The 21,254-nt window shown below is 39.9% G+C and carries 25 protein-coding genes; 1 reads left to right on the top strand and 24 read right to left on the bottom strand.

Annotated features, from left to right (window positions below; translation table 11 throughout):
* Positions 1–238: 238 nt before the first annotated feature.
* Positions 239–451, bottom strand: a complete 213-nt coding sequence (locus tag ACNQ0T_RS20505; RefSeq protein WP_001285422.1) for an Hha/YmoA family nucleoid-associated regulatory protein — start codon at positions 449–451, stop codon at positions 239–241.
* A gap of 169 nt (positions 452–620) precedes the next feature.
* Here ACNQ0T_RS20505 and ACNQ0T_RS20510 point away from each other — a divergent pair, with 169 nt between their 5' ends.
* Positions 621–1,796, top strand: coding sequence for a tyrosine-type recombinase/integrase (locus ACNQ0T_RS20510; RefSeq protein ID WP_000795949.1), 1,176 nt, complete (start codon positions 621–623; stop codon positions 1,794–1,796).
* Positions 1,797–1,817: 21 nt separating this feature from the next.
* Here the strand turns inward: ACNQ0T_RS20510 and ACNQ0T_RS20515 are convergent, their stop codons facing one another.
* The 23 genes from ACNQ0T_RS20515 to ACNQ0T_RS20625 form a co-directional block, all read right to left on the bottom strand.
* Positions 1,818–2,162: a hypothetical protein gene (locus ACNQ0T_RS20515; protein WP_001805195.1), complete on the bottom strand. Its 345-nt coding sequence runs from the start codon at positions 2,160–2,162 to the stop codon at positions 1,818–1,820.
* Entirely contained in the window at positions 2,098–3,003 is a 906-nt protein-coding gene (locus ACNQ0T_RS20520) for a hypothetical protein (protein ID WP_001198595.1), read from the bottom strand. The genes ACNQ0T_RS20515 and ACNQ0T_RS20520 overlap by 65 nt, the downstream gene beginning before the upstream one ends.
* A gap of 9 nt (positions 3,004–3,012) precedes the next feature.
* Positions 3,013–3,975 (bottom strand): DNA replication terminus site-binding protein, encoded by a 963-nt coding sequence (locus tag ACNQ0T_RS20525; RefSeq protein WP_000119428.1) that lies wholly within the window; start codon positions 3,973–3,975, stop codon positions 3,013–3,015.
* Positions 3,976–4,065: 90 nt separating this feature from the next.
* Positions 4,066–4,512 (bottom strand): hypothetical protein, encoded by a 447-nt coding sequence (locus ACNQ0T_RS20530; RefSeq protein WP_000549069.1) that lies wholly within the window; start codon positions 4,510–4,512, stop codon positions 4,066–4,068.
* A gap of 16 nt (positions 4,513–4,528) precedes the next feature.
* Positions 4,529–5,065 (bottom strand): hypothetical protein, encoded by a 537-nt coding sequence (locus ACNQ0T_RS20535; protein WP_000107167.1) that lies wholly within the window; start codon positions 5,063–5,065, stop codon positions 4,529–4,531.
* 73 nt (positions 5,066–5,138) lie between these two features.
* Positions 5,139–5,396 (bottom strand): hypothetical protein, encoded by a 258-nt coding sequence (locus ACNQ0T_RS20540; RefSeq protein WP_001371933.1) that lies wholly within the window; start codon positions 5,394–5,396, stop codon positions 5,139–5,141.
* A gap of 7 nt (positions 5,397–5,403) precedes the next feature.
* On the bottom strand, positions 5,404–5,994 hold the full coding sequence (locus ACNQ0T_RS20545; RefSeq protein ID WP_000578891.1) for a hypothetical protein: 591 nt from the start codon (positions 5,992–5,994) through the stop codon (positions 5,404–5,406).
* A gap of 44 nt (positions 5,995–6,038) precedes the next feature.
* Positions 6,039–6,314 (bottom strand): hypothetical protein, encoded by a 276-nt coding sequence (locus ACNQ0T_RS20550; RefSeq protein ID WP_001004200.1) that lies wholly within the window; start codon positions 6,312–6,314, stop codon positions 6,039–6,041.
* Between the two features lie 263 nt (positions 6,315–6,577).
* Positions 6,578–7,534 (bottom strand): hypothetical protein, encoded by a 957-nt coding sequence (locus ACNQ0T_RS20555; protein WP_000149830.1) that lies wholly within the window; start codon positions 7,532–7,534, stop codon positions 6,578–6,580.
* A 171-nt stretch (positions 7,535–7,705) separates the two neighbouring features.
* A complete protein-coding gene (locus ACNQ0T_RS20560; protein ID WP_000472041.1) occupies positions 7,706–8,644 on the bottom strand; it encodes a hypothetical protein in 939 nt (312 codons plus the stop codon).
* Between the two features lie 66 nt (positions 8,645–8,710).
* Complete coding sequence (locus tag ACNQ0T_RS20565) at positions 8,711–9,631, bottom strand: hypothetical protein (protein ID WP_000991697.1); 921 nt, start codon at positions 9,629–9,631, stop codon at positions 8,711–8,713.
* Between the two features lie 68 nt (positions 9,632–9,699).
* Entirely contained in the window at positions 9,700–10,635 is a 936-nt protein-coding gene (locus tag ACNQ0T_RS20570; RefSeq protein WP_000691119.1) for a hypothetical protein, read from the bottom strand.
* A 69-nt stretch (positions 10,636–10,704) separates the two neighbouring features.
* A complete protein-coding gene (locus ACNQ0T_RS20575) occupies positions 10,705–11,583 on the bottom strand; it encodes a hypothetical protein (RefSeq protein ID WP_000762003.1) in 879 nt (292 codons plus the stop codon).
* Between the two features lie 78 nt (positions 11,584–11,661).
* Positions 11,662–12,183 (bottom strand): hypothetical protein, encoded by a 522-nt coding sequence (locus ACNQ0T_RS20580; protein WP_001011130.1) that lies wholly within the window; start codon positions 12,181–12,183, stop codon positions 11,662–11,664.
* Between the two features lie 269 nt (positions 12,184–12,452).
* The gene (locus tag ACNQ0T_RS20585) at positions 12,453–13,685 is read right to left on the bottom strand and encodes a DUF7146 domain-containing protein (protein WP_000220379.1); all 1,233 of its coding nucleotides are present in this window, start codon (positions 13,683–13,685) and stop codon (positions 12,453–12,455) included.
* Between the two features lie 113 nt (positions 13,686–13,798).
* Positions 13,799–14,020 carry a hypothetical protein gene (locus ACNQ0T_RS20590; RefSeq protein ID WP_000192120.1) on the bottom strand — a complete coding sequence of 74 codons (222 nt, stop codon included), beginning with the start codon at positions 14,018–14,020 and terminating at the stop codon, positions 13,799–13,801.
* A gap of 72 nt (positions 14,021–14,092) precedes the next feature.
* Positions 14,093–16,099 carry a VWA domain-containing protein gene (locus tag ACNQ0T_RS20595; protein WP_000762700.1) on the bottom strand — a complete coding sequence of 669 codons (2,007 nt, stop codon included), beginning with the start codon at positions 16,097–16,099 and terminating at the stop codon, positions 14,093–14,095.
* 76 nt (positions 16,100–16,175) lie between these two features.
* The gene (locus tag ACNQ0T_RS20600) at positions 16,176–17,303 is read right to left on the bottom strand and encodes a DUF3150 domain-containing protein (protein WP_256633809.1); all 1,128 of its coding nucleotides are present in this window, start codon (positions 17,301–17,303) and stop codon (positions 16,176–16,178) included.
* Between the two features lie 63 nt (positions 17,304–17,366).
* Complete coding sequence (locus tag ACNQ0T_RS20605) at positions 17,367–17,540, bottom strand: hypothetical protein (RefSeq protein WP_001176645.1); 174 nt, start codon at positions 17,538–17,540, stop codon at positions 17,367–17,369.
* Positions 17,541–17,671: 131 nt separating this feature from the next.
* A complete protein-coding gene (locus ACNQ0T_RS20610) occupies positions 17,672–18,730 on the bottom strand; it encodes an ATP-binding protein (RefSeq protein ID WP_000063335.1) in 1,059 nt (352 codons plus the stop codon).
* A gap of 57 nt (positions 18,731–18,787) precedes the next feature.
* Entirely contained in the window at positions 18,788–19,765 is a 978-nt protein-coding gene (locus ACNQ0T_RS20615; protein WP_000810361.1) for a hypothetical protein, read from the bottom strand.
* 60 nt (positions 19,766–19,825) lie between these two features.
* A complete protein-coding gene (locus ACNQ0T_RS20620) occupies positions 19,826–20,203 on the bottom strand; it encodes a hypothetical protein (protein ID WP_000120822.1) in 378 nt (125 codons plus the stop codon).
* Positions 20,204–20,260: 57 nt separating this feature from the next.
* On the bottom strand, positions 20,261–21,133 hold the full coding sequence (locus tag ACNQ0T_RS20625; RefSeq protein ID WP_000041927.1) for a hypothetical protein: 873 nt from the start codon (positions 21,131–21,133) through the stop codon (positions 20,261–20,263).
* Positions 21,134–21,254: the final 121 nt, after the last annotated feature.

Raw genomic sequence — 21,254 nt, forward strand, 5'->3', positions numbered from 1 at the left:
ATGAGAGCCTTACAAATATGGAGAGAGAAGTTTAGGTAAAGTAACTTTTATCACAACTTCTAAAATTAAGGAGAATATCGGATGTATTTAGCAGTGGGCTTGGCTTATGATTAAAGTCTTTCTCCGAACTTAATAAGAAAGTTAAAAAGACAGGCTATTACAGTGCCTTTAGCCCCGAAAGGGGCATAAACTATTTTCAAATCCAGACACAGTCTTTTTGTTGTGCCAATATCAATAATTACTCGCGAACAAAGGTCCACACACTCGCAGGAACTTTGTCATATAACTTTTTCATTGTCAGTTCAGCTTTACGATGATCATAAGCACCAGAAATTTCAAGAGAGGCGACACCCGAGTTTTTTTCACATAACCTTTCAAATACTTTTTCGAGCGTTTCGAACGAACTACACTTACGGAATTTCATTAAATAAGACTGCTTTGTGTCAGACATAATCAACCTTCTTTAGACAGGCCTCAACTGGCCAGGGATAATCTTAATATCATTTTTCACTTAAGCCTAACGATTTCACAACCTTTTTCGTTGTTTCCACCCTGTTCATAACCAGGTACATGAGTGCTAAAATGACTGTAAATAAAACCAGTGTATCCCGGTGAGCAGGATGAAGAATCAATCAGTGATCAGACAGTTTTCGGAAAGCGAATTGCATCAGCAGCTGGAAACGTTCGGCAACCATGATAAACAGCTTTCACGCTTGATCCGTTACTTTTCCCATCTGAGATACAACACAGCTAAAACCTATCTGCACTGGCTACGAGTATGGAACGAATGGTATCAGGCGAATGCCCGGTTGCATACAGACTGGCCAGTAAGTTCGCTCCCCGTGTCTGAGGAAGCTCTGCTGGCGTTTATGGGGCATCTTGAAGGCAAATTGTCACGAAGCAGCATAAACAGCTGTCTTCAGGCCTTAAACAGTATCCATAAAAAAGGGCTTAACCTGCCCGGGATTATTACGTCTGAAGCATGGTACATGCTGGAAGCCTTAAAACAATCGGAAGCCCGGAAGCGAAAGACGACTAAACAGGCAACTCCCTTTCTTATTGGCGATCTCAAGGCTCTGATAAAGTTACGCAGTACTACAAACTCAGTTCGTAAGCTTCGTGACCTGTGCCTGATCTGGACAGGCTTTGAAACACTGCTCCGTTCATCCGAAATTCGCCGTATACGTCTGAAAGATCTGTCTCTGGATAGTATGACCGGTGAATTTAACCTGACGGTATACCGTACAAAAACGAACATCAGTACACTTCTTACCTACCGGCTGACACGTCAGTTAACTAACTGCCTCTTGAGATTGATGAACCTTGTGAAAATGGATCAGCACAGTCATCCGGATGAATACCTTTTCCAGGCCGTAAATTTCCATGATACAGGCTATATGCCACCCGGCTGGAAGCTTCGGAGTAAAGGGAATGAGCTATCTGAGCTTCTTAAACGGCATAACCTGCCCTACCGTGCTAAACAAAGTCTTCTGAACGATGAAGATGAGGAAGACACTGTGGACGATGCCGGTATGCTCAGCAAAAATTCCCTTTTACGGGCATTTAAAGAAATGTGGAATGAGCTTTATCCAAATGAGACTAAAACCCGTTACTGGACAGGGCACAGCGTTCGTGTAGGCGGTGCGATACAGCTGGATATTGAAGGTTACTCGCTACCACAGATTATGGAAATGGGGAACTGGTCGAATGAAGAAATGGTTATGCGCTACATTCGCAATATTGAAGCTGGTAAAAAAGCCATGATCAAGCTTATGCGAAATGCCTTTGATGAATAGCGCCCTCACGGGCGCATAACTTTATTTTTTCTTGAACGGGTTAAGTCTGGTGAGATTAGAGAGTGCCCCTCCCGGAGGCAAAATTCCCGTCCTTTTATATTTGTACACGCCATTTAATTTCATTGTCTGGATTCCAAGATTAATAAGCGTGACAAGTTTAAGGGTATACAGGAGTGTAAATTGGGGAGCAACCTGAATAAAAACTAATAACAAGCCTGCACACATTACACGTAGCCATGCCGCGTACTCCATGCTCAGCGGACGCTTGAAATAGAATCTTTCGAGCAAATCAACTGTCTTATTACTGATCCACGCCGCCGCCACTGAGAGTAACAACACGATGCACACCATAATGCCCAGTTCCATTTTCACTCCCTTCTCTTTTAGTCTGTTTAAGTTGAGGCTTAGCCACAGTAGTTTTGTTTTTTGCTTTTTTCTTAGGTTTGGTATGGTGAAACAGAAAACAATCCACCATTACCCAACCATTTTTATATCGAGCCACCAGCATCTTCTGGCTGGGGTAATGAGCATGAAACAGCATTTTCACGTCCATGGTGCCCATCAACGACTGTTTGCGCTTTAGCTCATCCTCAGCCATCTGAAATTCTTGTAAGAATTCTGAAGACAGACGCTGACGCAGAATTCTTATGGCACTGGAGTTTTCATCATTCTTTGCCAGGTGCCCGAAGCGTACAAGTGCCTTGTGGGTTATCTGGATGGGTCCCAGATGAGAGCTGAGCTGTTCGTACTGCCAGAAGTAGGTCAAATCCACCTTAACCCAGCTGATGCTGTCCAGCAGAGCCTCGTTCATGATGGTTCCGGACATAGGTACCATTGTCAGCCTGGCCAGACGCATATGTATGTAGTCCGTAAGCAACCTCAGCGACTCAGGAACGTTTTTATTGAGTAGGAGATGCTGAAGCACCGGGGTTGCGGTCTGCCAACACAGATTGCGCCCGTCAGGCAGGAAAGCAAACTTTTGATCGTCAGGCGCAGAGTTCGAAGCGTTTTCCTTACGAAGCAAAAAATAATGGCCGCACAGCAGCTCTGCTCTTACCTGGTCCTCGTCAGGGTCATGTCGGGCTTTACTTAGATCAACGGTTAGCACAACGCGGTTAATCGCATCAGCGTGATATTTTTTTACCCAGACGCAGACACGATAGAGACGCTCATCGATTTTCTGGCTGGCTGTGGAAATCCATTGCATTGTTGTTCCTTAATTTTCGGGGCTGACAATGAAAATGCCCAGCTCAGCCCCCGGCACGAGTTCTGTATATTTCAGGCTCAGCTTCCGTTGGTTGGACGGACCCTGGCTGTTTTCAGGAGCCCAGTCAGAGAGCGTTTTTAATTGAGGTATGTTGCCTGCTGCGAAAATGGGCAAGGATGCTTTTACTACTGAATAATCAGTCTCAGCATATTTATTCCCGTTTCGTTCCTGCCCTTCAGGCCTAAATGCAAAAATGTGAGCAATCGGAACAGGGAAAGAGTTAGTTCGACAAAGGCGATAAGATTCGCCCTGCTTCAGTGGGTGAAATTCAAGACGGTGTAAAGCCTTATCGATATTAGACACGACATTCAAATTGGTAGTTGCTACATTTTTTACTTCTGAGGCTCTCCTGCGCTCCAACAAACTCACAAGTTGCTCTGCTGTTTTAACTTCCTGGTTTCGGTTTAGCCGCCATGAAAAAGTAACTTTTTTAAGCTGGGACTTGATGAAAAGGATATTTCTTGTTGAGTGCATAGCGACAAGGCCCGGGAGCTTCTTGTGCACTTTATCAAAACGGACATTCTTTTTATTATCGATACGCCTCATTGCCGCAGCAAAATCATTTTTTGCTTCGTTTATAGAAGTGATCAAGCTTTCGAGAAGATCTGCTCTTTCGGGGACAATGATTAGACCCGGGTATTTAGTGGTTACTTTGGTGGAATCATGACTTAATGACTCTATGTCATCCACACAGATGTCAGTAAGTGCCTGAATAATTTCCTCAACCGAAGCATCGTCTTTAATACTAACCCTGATGGGTTTAACCTGCTTCAAGCGCTCTTCTGTTCTAGATACGGTGGAGACAGTCATCAGGTTTGCCATCATCGGGGGGGTGTTCGAAAGAAAACACTTGAGCGAGTCGATGCGTTCCAGAATCTGGTCACGAAAATAGGGCAAATCGTCATAACTCATACGTTTCTCCAGGCTCATGTTATTTCCAATCAATTTTGCTGCCCAGGCTGACCTTGCAGAACATAAATGTCATGTAAACCTCTAAAGAAGTCATTTTGAAACAGCTTTCACAGCATGCGATTTATGTTCGATAGGGCTCATGAACAAAGGATGATAATGGAGACGCCATGGATAGTGGATAGTCTTACCCACCTGGGTGATCCGATTGAGGCGAAAACGACCATTTATACAGTCAACTGACCAAAGCCCGGGAGAAACTAACCTCTTCCAGCGGTAAAAAGAGAAACCTGCAACACAGAGGTCATGCTCCAGGAAATGTTGAGTTTCGACGACGCGAACTTTTATCAAAAACCCCAGCATTGGCGAAAACCAGATCAACAACCATGTTGGCGGCAGGATGACTTTGTTCAGGAGATGATCTGTCATAAGCAAGGCAGATAACATCAGAAAACTGATAGTCAACCACAGGGCCATCCAACCGGCCCATACGCGGCTCTGACAGGGTTTCCATTCGAGAAGAAAAAGTTTTTTATGCATTCTGCCCCGCCTAATTTTAATGTATTGCCGAAGTATGCTGCATCATGATGGTGGTGCGGGGAAAGATTTCAAACTTCCACAATTCTGAAGCCGTGTTCCAACCATGAAAGATCCCGTCTCCACAGCGAGTGTTAAAAGCAAGAATTTCATCCCTGACCTGGTAAGCGAGCACTTCTGGCATATCAATAAACTCAGGTAAGGAAAGAAGAATTCCATGGATAACTTCTCCGGTTAACTTACTCATAACCTCTTCCTCAGACAGGGCAGCGTCCGGGAACAAACACAACGGAAGTGAAAAACAACATAGGTCAAGACCAATAGCAGCCCTTCCTGCGTCGTAGCCTTCTTCATTAACGACAAAACGAAAGAATTTTTCTGTCTCACCCCGTAATGATGACGGTCCTTCAGACGGAACTTCAATACCACTGAAGACTTTATCGGTCCAGTTGGTAAAAGGACTGGTGAAAACCCAACAAATTAAGGATAACGCCAGCTCTTCCTTAAACATACGTTCAGTGCCGGTAGTTCTGGAAAGTTGCTTTTGAGTACTCATGTTTTACCTGTTGCATGAAATTATTGATGTTATATAAACACAACCGGCATTTTATCTAATAGGTTTGAAAACACTAAAAATCGCAAATGCTGGTACCTTTCTGTTTTAAGAGATTTTCAAGGTAAAGTGAGGCTAGATCAATTGGCTGGTTCTCTTCAAGACAGGCTCGCACAAGATCTTCAATAGAGACCGAATCAACCCCCCTTCCCTGTAAAATTTCTTTAGCAGATGCCAGCGTTTTATGAACGCTTCGACTTAGTTGTAATCTGACTTGTGTGCGGGTATCAAAAAGACAATCTTCTGTGACACTTTGTGAAACGGTTCTACTCATTGAAAAATCACTCCATTTCTGGGATCGAATGAAAATTAACAGCTATAGATGTATCAGGTTTCCCATTTTCTACGATACTCAACCACGTACGCGCTGAGATTTGTTGTTCACAGACGAGTATGTAACCTGTTCCCTGTTGATGATGTAGCTCAAGAGCTTTTAGGATAGGCTCTGAATGAGGTCCGAGAGCATCACGCGTGTGAATAAGCGTTTGCTCTGGCAATACGTTGCTAAGCATAGACAGCAGAACATTACGCTCATCCTCATTATCCGACAAAACAAGAATTATACGAAAACCCGTTTTTATACGAAATCTGATTTCTGAAACTAACTTTCTTAATCTTAATTTATATATGACCAGGCGGAATCGAGTCATCAGTAAAGAGACCACTGTGAAGATAACGATTACTGCGCCATATTTTGACCTGTAGAACCACCAGTTAAGGCCTCCAGCAACTATCAGGATTAACATTAAAATTAAACTCCCATAGAAAAAAAGTGCTGGGTAGCGAGTTGTCTTTCCTTCAATTAGTGCTGAGGCAAATATCAAAATGGATATTCCGTAAATTACCCAGTCAAAAATACTTTCTCCAATCATTCTTTAGTGAACATCCTTAAAAGTGGAAATGTAGGTTTATGGGTTTATGCATTTTCCTGATGGCCTTGACAACCAAGGATTTCACAGAAATTGTCACAGTGTGAAGCTGTAACAAAGCGCTCTCCACGTTCGAATCGCTCAACCAAATCCTTTCTTACTTCACTTCCAGGTTTCTGGAAGATGTACTCAAACTGGAGATCCTCGGCCGTTGAAAGTAGTCGTTCTATGCTGAAATCAACATGGTAAAAGCAAAACTGATTATCAACCGGGGGAAAGTTGCTTTTGGTACTGTTCTCGTTTTTGGATTTTAGTTCATTCATGAGCTCTCCTTGGTTGAGAACAGTATACAAATCTCTTTAGGGATTTTTTTTCGTTAATAGCACTTTTTTGAGTTTAAAGAGTATGTTCATACCAGAGCATTAGAGGCTACGAAAAGGATAATGGAATTAGAAAGATAGATTTTAAGTGGTGATGTAAGGTGGGATAGGTAGAAGAGGAGTAGACGCTTGTAAGCGAGGCAAAAAAAAGGCACGGAAACCGTGCCATAAGAGTATGTGAGAAAAAATCAAAATCAGGGAAAGAATCAAGCAGCTTGTGAAACTGAATCTCCAACTGCAAGATTTAAATTTCTTAGGTTATCGAAAACTTCAGATACTAAGTCATTACGGTCGTGGATTTTAATCCGCCCACCGGTTAACTCTGAAACATAAACGGTATGGCAGAGGTCAGTAACCACTTCGCCGTATTCATCAACGACTTCCAAAGATGCAATCATCGGAATATAAGAAGCCGCAGCATAGCTCTCATAAATACTTATTATGGAGTCATTGTTGCGTCGAGAAATTACCCTACCAGAAGGTAAAGCCTCATCTTCCATATAGCAATCAGATAGGTCCTCACAGAAGTCATTTTCTTTAAGTGAAATATTAAGGGTCAATTCACTGTTGATAGAGCGTGAATAAGAATATTCACTCAGTTTATAGCAAGCCAAACTTATATCACTAAAAGTTTCATAAGCTTTATAGAGGCTCGATGTTATAGACTCAGATACAAATGTTATTAGTCCAATAAAATGAGTATCCCAGAACTGTTGCAAAGCAAAACGGGCAATCATAACCTGACCATCAACCTGCATCAGTCTGTTATATTCATCCCGGTCATAACCTTTCGACTGAGAAACATCATTAGACATGCTAAGAACTTCACTACAAACATCATCATATTCAAAACGGCTAGTTGCAAAGTGTTTTCCTGAAATCTCAAGGTACTGACCAGAGACTGCGTCAAACACCTCAAGAAAGTAACAGAGTCGAGATTTTAAAGATTCTCTGTTTAAAGCTTCTATTTCATTCTCAGAGATACTATCGACATATAAATCAACAGCATTCTTGAGTTCAATAGCTTTGATATTACAGGTAAAAGAAAGCTCGTCACTTTGACAATGGCAAACACTTAATACTATATCCGCCTCATCAAAATCTATGCCAAGATAGCTCAGAACTGCTCGGACATAGTTTTTATCATCAGATGAATGTGTCATATACACTACCTCAAATTTGAGAGGAAGTGCCCCAGAAGGGAAGCGACTTCCCCACTGGGTTAGATAAAAGTTTGGTTAAGCTAAAAGAAGATGCCAGCGACAGATTTTACATTGTCATAGACAAGTGTCTTCAGCCAACCAAAGTTACTTTTTTGGACTGAAGCAAAAGGATCATTGAGACGCGTTACGAAAATCGTCAAAAGCTTCAGTTATTAGTAATGTGCGATCAGTTACTCTGTATCGGTCATTACTTTCGAGAGATACGTAAGTTGAATGCGAAGAATCACAGACAACACGCCCTCTTTTATTGATCAATCTTACTTCCATCATCACCGGCACATTGATAATTGAAGCAACATCGGTATAGAGGGATATGAGGGCATCATTGTCACAATATAACGCCCCGTTCCCATCAAATGTATCGTTAAACTTAATATATATATCTGGCATATTTGCCGGATAATCATCAGTATTGAAATCAATGCATAACTTTAAGTCATCATTAATACGGCGATTAATCTTATGCTGCCCAACACGTACAAAGCCATGTTCAACAGCTTTGATAATCCTTAAAGTTTCATTAAGACAATCTGTAATTCTTTTCTCGACAAATGAGATAAAGTCACCAAAGTCGGAATGAAAAAACTGTTTAAGTGCAAATTTCGCAACTAACACTTTCCCATCCACCTTCATTTTATCGAGATAAAGATTTCTTATAGCATCAGTAGAAGAATTAGCTTTAGATAACTCTTCACAGTCATTAATAATCATTGAAACAATATCAATAACTTTAACTGGGCTTAAAGTATTACTATATCCGCGAATATCAAACGTAAAAAATCCGAAATTCTTAAATACTCCAAGAAAATAAATTATTTTTTGTTTCAAAAGAATAGAATCGGAGTAAGATGCGTTGTGCTTTATTAGTTCAGATATGTAGAGATCCAACATACAATTTAAATTATCGATATCTACATCGTAATCAAAGGTTACTTTGTCGAACGAAGTATCAGATAATTGAACGGTTATATCGTCAGCGGGAACATTAAGGCCTAAATTTTGATAAAGAAAGGCACTAACAAATTCCACGTGGTCAGATTCTTTAAACATTTACACTACCTCATGACTAAAAAGGAAGTGCTTCCCACCGGGAAGCAAGTTCCCGGATGGGTTAGATTAATTATAAAAGAGTTCTTCAGAAGGTACATGCATTTCTGGTTTGAACTGTTTTAAGGAGTTGTTTATAGCTTTTCGATATAACCCTGAAGAGTGTGGCTTAAACATTTGATATTCCGTAACGAGCAGAGGAGACGTAAAGCATCCTAAGTTCACTAGTGAAATATTTGATGTTTCTTCACAAACATCTAATTCAGCGTATATCCGCCTCTTCATTACCCTGCCTGCTAAATAGCGACGAACATGATTTATAAACTTGTCCGCATCTGATATAGAATTAACTATATAATCAGATGTGACTATCTGATTAGATACAGTTTCAGGTATAGCTTCGGCTATTATTTTTACGTTCATTTCATAATCAACACTATGGAAGCAAGCAAGAATTTGTGGCTTCGCGCTTTCTAAAATCTTTTCAAGAACAGAAAAAATCAGAGAGAACTCGTTTAAAATTCGCTTTTGTATAAGTCCATGTAGATGTTTTATGAAAGGAGAACCGTGTTCAACAAGGCCTAGTATAAGATCCTTAGAGGCCAAATCTGAGCGGTAATAAACGTATTCTAGATTATCCCGGTTAAATCCTTTGATAAGCAAATCAGGCTGCTCTGAGACCAGTCGTAAATGAGTTGAAGCTATAGAAACTTCAAAACGAAAGTTCGCGAGATTTACAGGGCCTGCTTTTAATGTAGCCGCTTCGGAAAAATAAATGAAAAGAGGATGCAAATCATCGTTACCACAGTAAAGATGGTCTGCGCCCTTAAGATATTTCACCAAATGAGGTAGAAAAGATATTACTGGAATATCAGCCACAAATCGAATATGCCGAAATGGTTTTGAATCCAAATATATATTTTCCACTACAGCGCCAACAAAACCCATTTTAACAAGAATAGATTCAACTAACTTTTGTATCGCATTCATTTAAATACCCTCTTAATAGAGGGATTTCTCCCAAAGGGAGAAATCCCTATGGGAGAAAATAATTTTAATTAATAATTGTAGCGAAGCGCATGTTCTTTTTCACTAAGATGGTTTTCATATTCCGACTTACCAGAACTTAAACACTCTTTGAAAAAGACCTTTGAAAAATTCTTCAAGTCACTTCGGTTGTTAATTTCTTTGTCAGACATCAACTTAGCTGAGTGTGAGGTATCCACAGGCCCCAACCACCATTCATATTTAATATAAACACAATTGGTTTTTGTATGTCCATTTAGAAATCGTTTTGCATTTCTAAGTATTTTTCTACAACCGTTAAGGTCTGAAAGTAAGATATCTGGAGCAATGAGCTCTTCCAGAATATGACCAGGTAAGCCTTTCCTAAAAAGCTCAACATCGTAACTACAATACCAGTCACGATAATTAAAAGCTTTAATAAGTCTTTCAGGTGTATCCAAAGATATCTTATTCAGGATTTTTAATGCAAAGCATACAGCATCTTTTAACAACTCGTGCACCTCAACATTGATAAATGAGAAAAACGAGCTTAATTCTTTCTCTAAGGAATTATACAACTTACCGTAAATATCCTGAGAAAAAAGATACTGCAATCTTTCTTTATTATAAGTGCAATTCGAAATTGAATAGACTTCTCCTCTTTCGATTTTGCACCCTTCCCTTAAAACTATAGGAAACCTCAAATGGTTAACAATGAAAGAATGATTCTTTCTTTGCTTCAAAGCATCTAATTGAAATTTCGTAATTTCCTCCAGATTTGCATCTTCAAAACCTGGAAAGGGAATATCACAGAAACAAGAACTATATGCTTTTGCTGATTCATACATAAACTCCAGTGAAACATCAGCATCAAAAGACATACCAGAGAACATGCCCTGCCCATTGTCTAAAAATGTAATGTTTTTAACCTGTATTTTTTTATGTTGAACAACCAAAAAGGCATTAATGATTTTTTCGATAATTTTCATGTGATCCTCTCTCAATAAAAAAGGGATCACTCCCATATGGGGTGTGATCCCCACATGGGTATAATTTAATTAAAAATCTGTAAGACCTAAATCTTTATTTCTACCACAAACTGTAGAAGATATAAGACGTTTTACTCGCTTTCGAGCACTTCGGCCTGACGTATCTTTCAAGTACATCGGTAATGACAATGATGAGATTTGATTACTTCGCTTATGATGGCAGACTATATAGCCCTGCCTCCACCCCGAACGCACAAACTCACGGATGCGGTTAATATATGCCGAAGCTTGAGATTTTGTACTTATCGATTCAGAACACTTTAAGTTCTGTTCGATAGAGTAAAGCTCAGCCGCCATTAATTTCACCTCATACAGGTCATCCCCATAACTTATAGTTTTCAACAGCTCTTCCTTTTCCCGAATGAAAAATACTTGCTGCATTCCAAGGATCAGGTCATAGGCCTCTCGAAAGAGGTCGATAAGCTTATTACGAACATAAATCATAAACTCCTCAAAGTGCTGAAGCCAGAAATAAGCCGCATTACTTATTTGTGAATTGTGAGAACAAACAAGCCCTTTAGCAAGCTCGACCTCTTCCTCCCGAAAAGTAAAGTTACTTTTCTTAAACCGACTTTGTTCAAAAATGCTTTGATGCATTTCTATCCATACAGAAACAAAACCGAGGGATTCAAATTCTTCGTTTAACAAATGTAAACTTTCGAAGATTTTCTGAATTTCGATCCCGATGTCATATGACAGTGGACATTCTTTTATAGAATAAACATAACCGGGTAGGAAGTGAGATAAATGCTCAGTTCGCAAATATAAACTGAATTTAAGTTCTGTCAGTGGTTGTTTCAAAGATAATTTAGATGATTCGCTTATATTTACTGGTTCAACACCATTTCTAATCAAAATAGCTTTTACCAGGTCCGTAGCTAACTTCATACAGCCTCCAGTCGTTATTGAGGCCTCCCTGATGCAGGTTGGCCATCAGGGAAAATATGTAAATCAATTAGCAACCAATCAGACCGTTGCCATTACATTGTCAATGTATCTGACAAGGGATGGGCGGTCGTCCTGTAAGGCAAAACGGCGAAGGTCATCAAGATTATACGCAGGAAGATAATCAGCGTAACCTCGAATACGAAGGTCCTCAACCACAACTTTTATATACTCAAATCGTCCAAGATTTCCTTTTAATGGGGGTTTTCCTGGACTAGACAGCATATCGTCTGCTTGCTCCCATGTGATTTCTTTAGCTTCACCACTATGTAGATCAAGATGGACATATATGAATGACTTATAATCTCCACGGCAACGAAGATAATATTTCGGATAGAAATATTTGTCACAACGCAACAAACACGTTCCTGAAGGACGAACTACGTACAACAGGTTTCTGTCATTTTCTAATATGCCATGTTTCAAAATCGTTATATCTATCTCATTATCATGCAGCAAATAGCATGACGATGGTTCATTGACGATGCGCGATTTTATAACAGCAGCAAATTTATTAAAAACTTCGTTAGTTTGAAAATTCATTAAAATGCTCTCCGATGTAAAACGACGAGCATCACCATAACGGTAATACTCCCGTTATGGGTTTTAATAGTTTATGGAATAACCATGTCATACAACCGACCATAGCCAGTAGTACCGCACATTTATTTAACTGAGCAAGCATCTCAGCCGTGAAAAGACCTTAAAGGCAGGTAATTATCACGAAGGAAAGCGGTTATCTTATCAATACAATTTAAAAAATAATATTGATAAGATAACCCCCCCCGCAAAATGCGGGGGAGTTATCGTTGTTACAGCTGATTAAGACATTCAGGAGCCCAGTGAATCGGGAATCCATCCTGCCCTGTTAACTGGAGAACATCGTTCCAGTCGATACCCTTTTTCCCATCAGGAATATCTTGTGCTGGTTCGAAGACTTCAATTGTCAGCTTTGATGCGGGATATCGTTTAGCCAAAAACTCAACCATGCGGCTTTGAAGTCGCTGAGCAGCTTCGATACCGGCACGAGTGCCTTGTGAGTTAGCAATATCCTTATCCGCCCAGATATAAAAGTTTATATATTTTACATCCGGCGGAGGCAGTAAAAAATCAGGAACAGTAACGTTTTCAAGGCACCATGCGGAGCTGGCTGCCCAGCATGGTGTTGAAGTCGCTTCTACAACAGAAAGCGCATTCTCGATCCCTTCAGCCACTCCCAGTGTCCAGGTCGAACTACCTGAATCATAGTGAGGGTCAAACAACTGAATTGAGCCACCTGTCATATCGGCAGGAGGCTTCATCATCAGCTTTGGATTTTCTACAGGTGCCTTATCACCGTTTTTGTCTACGTATGTTCTATGGATAGTCAGAGGCCGACCTCGGGTGTCACGATAGATTGCAATCATTCCCGGATAGATAATCGATTTCTGCTTATCTTTATCCCAATAGTAGATCCGGTTATTAAAGCCTAAATCCTTTGGTAAGTGACTCAGTAAGCGGGAGATCCCACGATTACGGAGGTACAAAGCAACAGGAGTATTAGGCTTTATTTCACCGGTATAGTGATACATCACATCAAGTTTTCGCATTCGCTTTGCCACTTCCTCTCGGTCAAGAGTTTCTGTGGCACGAACTGCTGATTTATAGCGTCGTTCATTTTCAATGTCGGCGTCAGTTAACGGAGCATGCAGATCCATCCCGAAAAAATCTGAGAGAATCTTTTTGCAAGTCTGCGTTTTACTTAATTCATAATATTTCGCCAGAACATCAATTCCGTCGCAAAACTCATTTACCGGAAAGTCATTATGGATCGCACATCCGGTATAAAGGTCTTTTTGTCGGAAACGAAACTTCGATTTCCCTGCGCCAGTAAACGGGCAAGGAACCTGGCTCGGGGCTTTTGCACAAGCGTCTTTGAAAGCAGGTATTCTTTCGAATATATACTTCCAGCCAGACACTTCAGCAATTCGAGCATGAACGAGTTTAATAAAGTGTTCAGATACTTCCTGTGGTTTACGACGAAGAGCCGGGGATGCATAAGTCATGATGATCTCTCTTATCTGGCATTGTGAGTTTCTCAATGCCTTCTGCGGTGCAGAAGACAGGGAGAAACCCACAACGCAGAATTTAAGAAAGAGGGCCCGGGGGCCCTCAACATTTATGCTTCAGTCGTGAAGCCATTATTCTCAAGACGCTGTATGTAGTTATCTACAAGTAACGCAGCCTGCTGGCTATTACCCTCCGCTATAGTGACTTCGCGGAAGATTCTTTCCTGAGGGCTATCATTGCTTATAACTTCACCAACACGTCCGAAAATACGGACTTTATGCATCGCACCGACTTTTTCATGTTCTACACGGTAAGTTTTTATCTGAGTCATATTTTGCTCCTTATTCCTTCATGGAGCAAAAAGACCCACCGGGGCCTTTTTGCCCCGATTGGGTAGAGTTTATTAAGAAAGTATTTGATGAACTAGCTTACTGACTTCAATAGACAATAAAGAAGTATCATCAACTGTTACGAAAGTGTCCGTTTCAAAACCAATTATTTCATCAGTCTTAATACCAACACCAACGATTTCTATTCCATTACATTTAGCCTTTTCCATAACTTCGACGATAGTAAATTCCGATTTATTCGGATAACCATCAGTTATAAGAAAAATTATTTTCCTATCGAATTGGCTGTCAAGTAACAGATCAACAGCTGCCATTAAAGCAGATCCCGTAGGGGTATAATAACCCTTACATCCAAGAGTGAATTTCGATAGAGATTCCTCAACGCTTTGATCAAACGTTTTGATAATCTCAAATTCACTTTCCTTGAAGGGAAAAACTATATTGGAGACATGCATTTTTGACAAACTTTCAGCGGCCATCGATAAAGCAAGATCTGACTTAATGGCATGAATATATCTTTCATCATTAGCCATTGACGCTGAAATATCACGAACTAATACGAGGCCAACATGCCCTCTATTTTTAGATTCGCTTTGAGCTCTGAAGACATCACGAACTCCCATTTGTGACAGAATTAATCGATTTCCATCGAAGGTAATTCCACGCTCATGAGTTTTGTTTCGGCCACGCATTTTAACCTGCTGTAAAACAGACAAGTCGCTACCGATTGAATGACTCAGAGACAAAGCCTCATTGTAAACATTCAAATCGATAAGGAGATCAGGGATATCCCATTCAGAAGCACCGAATTCGGCTTTCACGTCATCGGATACTTTTGATGCAATACCTTCAATCTCTTTAGCCAAAGCATCGTGATAATCTTCGCTATCCTCATCACTGCTAAGAAAGGCATCCAACAAATCTGCCAGTATCTCCCATTGAGCCGATGAAAAGTTACTTTCATCTTCAACGTTAGTCGAACTGGCTTCATCTGATTCACTCTCGGAAGGGTTAATCGCATCAGTATCGTCTTCAATAATGTTATCACCCGTGGGATTGCCACCGGTGGGTTCATTATTTCCCTCGTTATCTTCAGCAAGTTCTGAAGGCTCAGAACATCCCTCTTGAGCAAGATCAGCGTTATCGGAAGTATCTGCCTGACCTTCACTATCGTCCTCAGAATCATCCTCACGACTATCAGTCGACGTAAGCGATTTATCTTCTGATTCGGTATCGGTATCGGTCTCGGATTCATCATATGCCTCCTGCTCCTCCTGCTCTGTCTGCTGCTGTTGTTCCTTTGCCTCATCCCGCAGTCTCTCTAAAAGAGCCAGGGTCTTACGAGCAAGGGATTCACAGCCCTGAGTATTTTCACAACCAAGAGCATCATGAAAAATTTCCTCAACATCAGAAATTACTGGAGAAAGTATCTTTTGGGCATAGTCAAAAAACGGATCGAGGGTTTCTTTGTGACCTACCTGCTGAAGGACTTTTACTCGCAATGAGTTAAGCAGATACCACTCAATAAATAGGACAGGATTTTCCGGACGAGAAGATATATCAGGAGTCATCCTTCCGGCTTTAACCATCAGTGCGTAAGTGGCTGCAAGCCGCCGCTTTGCATCCGGATAATCGTTACCAACCTTCTCTTCCATCTGTACATCATCGAACAGATTTATAAGCCCGGTAAGACGTTTTGCCCTGCTATAAGCTTTACGTTTCTCAGCGAGGCTCTCAAACTCTGCATTCATTCCGTCATCGAAGCGTGTAAACCCTTCAGATGACATGAGAACACTATTAAAGGCGTCACTGTAAACCTCACTGACGGTATAGCGACCATGACCAGCTTCATGACAGGTAAAACCTTCAATCAGACTGACAAAGTCATCATCGCTATAATCGCCGTTTGGTAAAACACAAACTTTATTGACAGGATCAAAATACGGTCCTTTGGTATTGTCGTCTATTACAACTCTTACATCGCCTAAGCCGCTAATGACTTTTGCTATATTCTGTAAACGCTTAATATGGCGCGGCGATGATTTAAGATCTAATTTCATAGAATACCTCTTTATAAAAAGGGGTACTCACCCAGATGGTGAAGTACCCATCTGGGGTTTTTAATAAAGCAAACAGTTACCAGCCTTTGAGCTCGATATCAAAACCATTTTCAGCATTGTCTTCCTGTTGCGAAACTGATTTCTCAGGTTCAGCTACAGAATCAGTGTTTGAAAACGTGCTGTTTTTTATATCGTTCTCTACGACAGGTTCAACCTGAAACACATTTGTTGAATCTAAAATAGCTTCAATACCTGTGTTCTGTAGCGCGTTCGGTGCTGTTTGTGAGCTTTGATTAAATGATCTGGTAATAGATTCCAACCAGTCAGTAACCTTTTGCTCTCCTGAAATAATACGCTTTAACATTGAAGCATCACTCATGAAATAAAACCACTGCTGTAACACCGCAACGTCGCGAGGTTCAGAAATGGCACCTTTAGGTAAATTATTCATTATGTGTTTTATAGCTTCTGCAAGTACTGCCGCCTCTTTATGTATAAACATGAAGCTAATGATCTTATTTTGCATTTGCTTCAGTCGGTCAATAGTACTTGAGCGCAAATTATTATTTTTACTAATTTTTTCATAAACCCTCATTGCTTCTTCTGCCAGATCTGTTATCAATTGTTCCTGATAGTAGTCCTGGGTTTCATCACCTTCAACGCTAATAGGCGTAAAAGGAATAAAGTGAGCAATATTAAATCTAAAGGATTTTATGAAATCATCTTTAGTTAATTTCAACTGATCAATCAAAGAAGACATTCTTGGGCTTCTATTTTTTTCAGCCTCAATATGCATCTCATAATTGTCTACAACGTTTTGAATACCTGCCTGAAACTCTCGTTCAATCTCTTGGGCCCCTTCCAGAAACTCTTCCATACTGGAAACTGGTAAAATCCACATATTGCTATAGCGGATGCACAAGCGTGAGCAAAGGGTTGATATTCTGCTGGTAATCGTACTTTTGAAGCTAAGGGCTTTTATGTCAATCCAACGTACTTCGCTTTTAGATACGCTTTTTTGATCCGTAATATCATCTCCATCATAAGACAAATCGATTTTATCGGTTCGACGCGATCCTTGACAGCCACTTATTTCAATTTTTGTTATAACTGCACCTTCCAGTAAATCTGGATATGATTTTGCAAAATTCTCAGAGATTTGTTTTGCAGATACTTTGTTAAGCATTGAAGTATTTAAAGTCATGGGTTTCTCCAAAAAAAAGGGGAAACCCTCCCCAACGGGAAAGATTTCCCGATAGGGTTGATATTAAAGCTTCTCTGGTGCAATTAAAAGAATACCGGGAAACTCAGCGGCAACATCATCATTGCCCATTGCTCCCTGATACATATAACCTTTTAATTCCATTTCTTTAATTAGACCTTCCATATTTATTTTACCATCATGATAAAACAATAAAGAATAGTCGTTATTCAGTTGCATAAGTCCAGTAAAATTAGTTCCGTTTTTTGCTATAGCAATGGTAGCAGCACCATCCGTACTTAAAAACGCACTAAATTCAAGATGGGATAACTCTGAGATACAAATATCAGAGGTTTCATAACAAATCCCATCTAACTCGACTTTTTTGCTGTGAAATACTCCAGCGATTTATCCTTGTCTTCGCCAAGAGAAAGATCTATAGCTTGAAGAACAAGATCGACCACATGTAAAGGTAAAGCAGAAGCAAAAGCTATTTTGAAAGTGTCAAGAAGACTAAAGGTTTTTAACGTCATCGACGTGCCAACCCAAGCTACTAATTGACGAATATCCATCACACTGTCTTCTGTACCAGAGTCATTTACTGCAATCGCTACTCTTACGAACTTCTCAATGACCTGAAAAGGCAAAGAGCTATATCGTTTAGTAAGCACATTGGTTAAAGCAACTTTGTCGGGCTTCTCCATTTCAACTATCAAGAACCGCTTTATAAAAGCTGCATCTTGACGTTGAGAAGAAACGAACCGGCGAGCGCCTCCACTCATGTTTGTGTTTGCAGTACCAATAAATCGCGTGTAGCCATTAGCAGTTATAACCTCACCACCATTAGCACTGAGTGACCAGGGCTTACGTTCAATGGGCATGTGAAGTTTTGCTGCCGTATCAGGATCGATTTTGTCCACTTCATCCAGAAGAATGAGGTGACCATTACGAAATCCCGTTACCAAATCGCTGTGTACAAAACCTGTATTACCACCATTAAGACTGCGCTCACCTTCAAGCTCATCAACTCGAATATTGCTGTTGATCTGCTTAATTGTCAGCGGCCAATTCATCATGTGGCTAATGTACATTACCATTTCAGTCTTGCCAGAACCGGACTCACCTTTAAGACACACACTTAAATCTATATCCGGACTGATAAGCAGTTTAACCACTTGTTCAAGTATTCGGGGATTTGGTATGTAGTCTTTGTTCAGCGGAGCTCGATACGAGGTTTTAGTTTTGAAAACAGGCACAGCCATCTTTGGATCCATTTCTGGAATACCAAAAAGGTCCTTTGCTAGAACTAAAAGATACTCACCTTTATCCACATAATGTTTTAACTTTATAACATCCGGGGAAAGAAGAGCTTCTAATTTTTCATAAGCATCAGAAGATGTTTCATTTAACTTCATAGCGGCATTAGACATTTTTAACTCCGGTAAAATGCAAACACCGCCCTCTGGCAGATGTTTGCCAGTGGCATTTTATTTGAGATTCATTTGGCAAATAGTTGCCATCAGTTTCCTGATTTGAGGCACATTATAACCAAGATGATTTCCCACTATTTCAAAAGCTTCAGACATGATCCATTCAAAATGATTTTCGAATATTGGATTTATTTCTAACTTGCCAAAAGCGTTTCGTTTAGTTAACAGATCACATGAAACAAGCTCGTCAAACAACTCTAATGTGGATTTAAAAGCTTTTATGTAAACATCCATAATTTCCCTGTCAGTCCATTTAACAGCCAGTTTTTTTTCTGACATTAAATAATCCTGATCAAAGAAGATGTCCCAGCCCATATCGTCATTGCAATCATGCAAAATGATTTCATCATCATTCCTGCATTCAGCTAATTTCGTGTTTTCACTAATCGAACGATGCGAATGATAATAGAGCCATGATTTTAATTCCGCTCTAAATTCACATGCATCAAGTCCATGAGATAAACAAGTGTATTCAAATGATTTTGACATATACCACCGTGTTTCAGCTTCTAAAAGTGGATTCACTGTGATATTACCATTGTCATCTTTGAAGAATAACTTTCTCCTCAACACTAGTTCTTTAATGATTTCCAAAGACTCTTCCATAGCGGATAGAAAAACAACATACACATCCTCAGGGGTCCATTCTATTACCAGACCACCCAAATCTGGGTTATATTCTTCAACCGAATATAGATAATCTGTTTCTGCTGCAAAATTAATTGTATGCAAAATCTGATTTTTAAGTAATTTGGATTTTTCATAAAGGTGATTTTCACGCCTTTCAGAATCATAATTTATCTCAGAAATGTTACTTTCATCTGATTTAAAGTTTAATCCGGACGTGTATGCATCATTTAAATGCTCTTTGGGTGAATCAACTATTTGCGTTATTTCATCTTCATCTATATCGAATATAGAAAAAAAACTAAGTTGATTACTACTTATTGCAGTAGCCCTAAATTTTTGTTTCATGGGGACTCCAAAAGGAGAAATCCCATGAAGGGATTTCTCCCCTTTAGGGTGGGTTTAATGTCAGATCTGATTAAAGCTACTTTGTCCAAAACCTTTTAGAGGTTTAGGTATGTGAGCCAACTTACTTGTTGCTACCACTCTCATGTAGTCAAGAGGATGTTCTCTCCCTTCAATCATAATAGTATCGACAACAATATAACCGGAGACCATCAACTCATCACCCTGATTTATACCAGTGAAACAGGTTGAATACATTTCAGGCGACACCTTGATTTGAACTGAAAATTCTCTCTCAGTGATTTCACCATCAACTTCTGTCTTCATCCTATTTTTGAGCTTTATTAACAAACCTATACTCTGGTCAGTCATTTTTTTCTCCACAGCACTGATAACTATCCCGGACACTTTTACTTCATTGATATATTCAAGATATGACATTTTCCGCTCCTCGATTTGTTCAAAGAGAAGCCCCGTTAGGGTTCCCCCTTAACAGGATTAAATAAATTTATTAGTTACATACATGAACGTGCAGACTACCAAACAGGCAATTCCGGCAATATGTAACCAATTTCTTGTTGGTTTAGTTGGTGCAATCGCTAAAGAGTTCTCCAACTTCTCTGTTACAAGACGTCGATTCTCTGCTTTAGCCGCATCATCTAAATATTGAGTTTCACGCTTAGCGAGAGTCTCAATTTTCGATTTTATTGCATGGTCCCATCCTTTAGTTTCAAAAACGCTTAACTCACTAAAGGTGTGCGTCATGAGATCTTCTGGGAAACCCAGTTTTTTCATTAACGGACGAATGGTATCATACATTTTTTCTACATTTTCGTAGTGGGCCTTTACTGCGACATCAAAACGCTTACGTAAAGTTAATTTTTCACGTTTGCAAATGATGTCCGAAACCCAATTTATTAACTGCTCATTTTTGAGTTCACTGGCTTTTTCAAGTGAGTAATCCAGATTATCCACGTCAAGAAATGAATTTAATCCGTATTTTTCAAACTCCTCAACAAGATATTTATCCAGTTCAGTTAAGCTTTTAAAAAGTGGTACATCTGGGGAAGCTTTAAGAAGCTTATAAGCTCCTTCGAAATCAATTTTCTTGACCACGAGCTCCACAACATCCACATGATAATAGCTTGAATAAGCAGAAAGCTTTTCGGCCAACAAAGACACAGGCTTAAGAGACTTAAGTTCAATGATATTTGGGCCGTCCTCATTCAAAATAACAATCAGTTCATTATCACGTTCTGTATATTTCATCAGAACTTCTAAGAGCTGTTTGTTTAGCGCCTTATCCATCTCTGGAATAATTTCACTAAAGGTTTGATGAAGGGCTTTACTGCGAGCTTTATTTTTAGACATTTGGGGTCACCTATATATAGTAAGAAGGAAGAAACAAATTTTTGTTTCAACACGAAGGCAAAGCCTGTCATTCATCTCCCGTAAGCTATGAACCGCCTGATTTATACTATCTGGCATTAGA

The sequence above is a fragment of the Enterobacter cloacae complex sp.6700776 genome, from assembly GCF_048284255.1.
In the GTDB taxonomy this organism is placed as follows: Bacteria; Pseudomonadota; Gammaproteobacteria; order Enterobacterales; family Enterobacteriaceae; genus Enterobacter; species Enterobacter intestinihominis.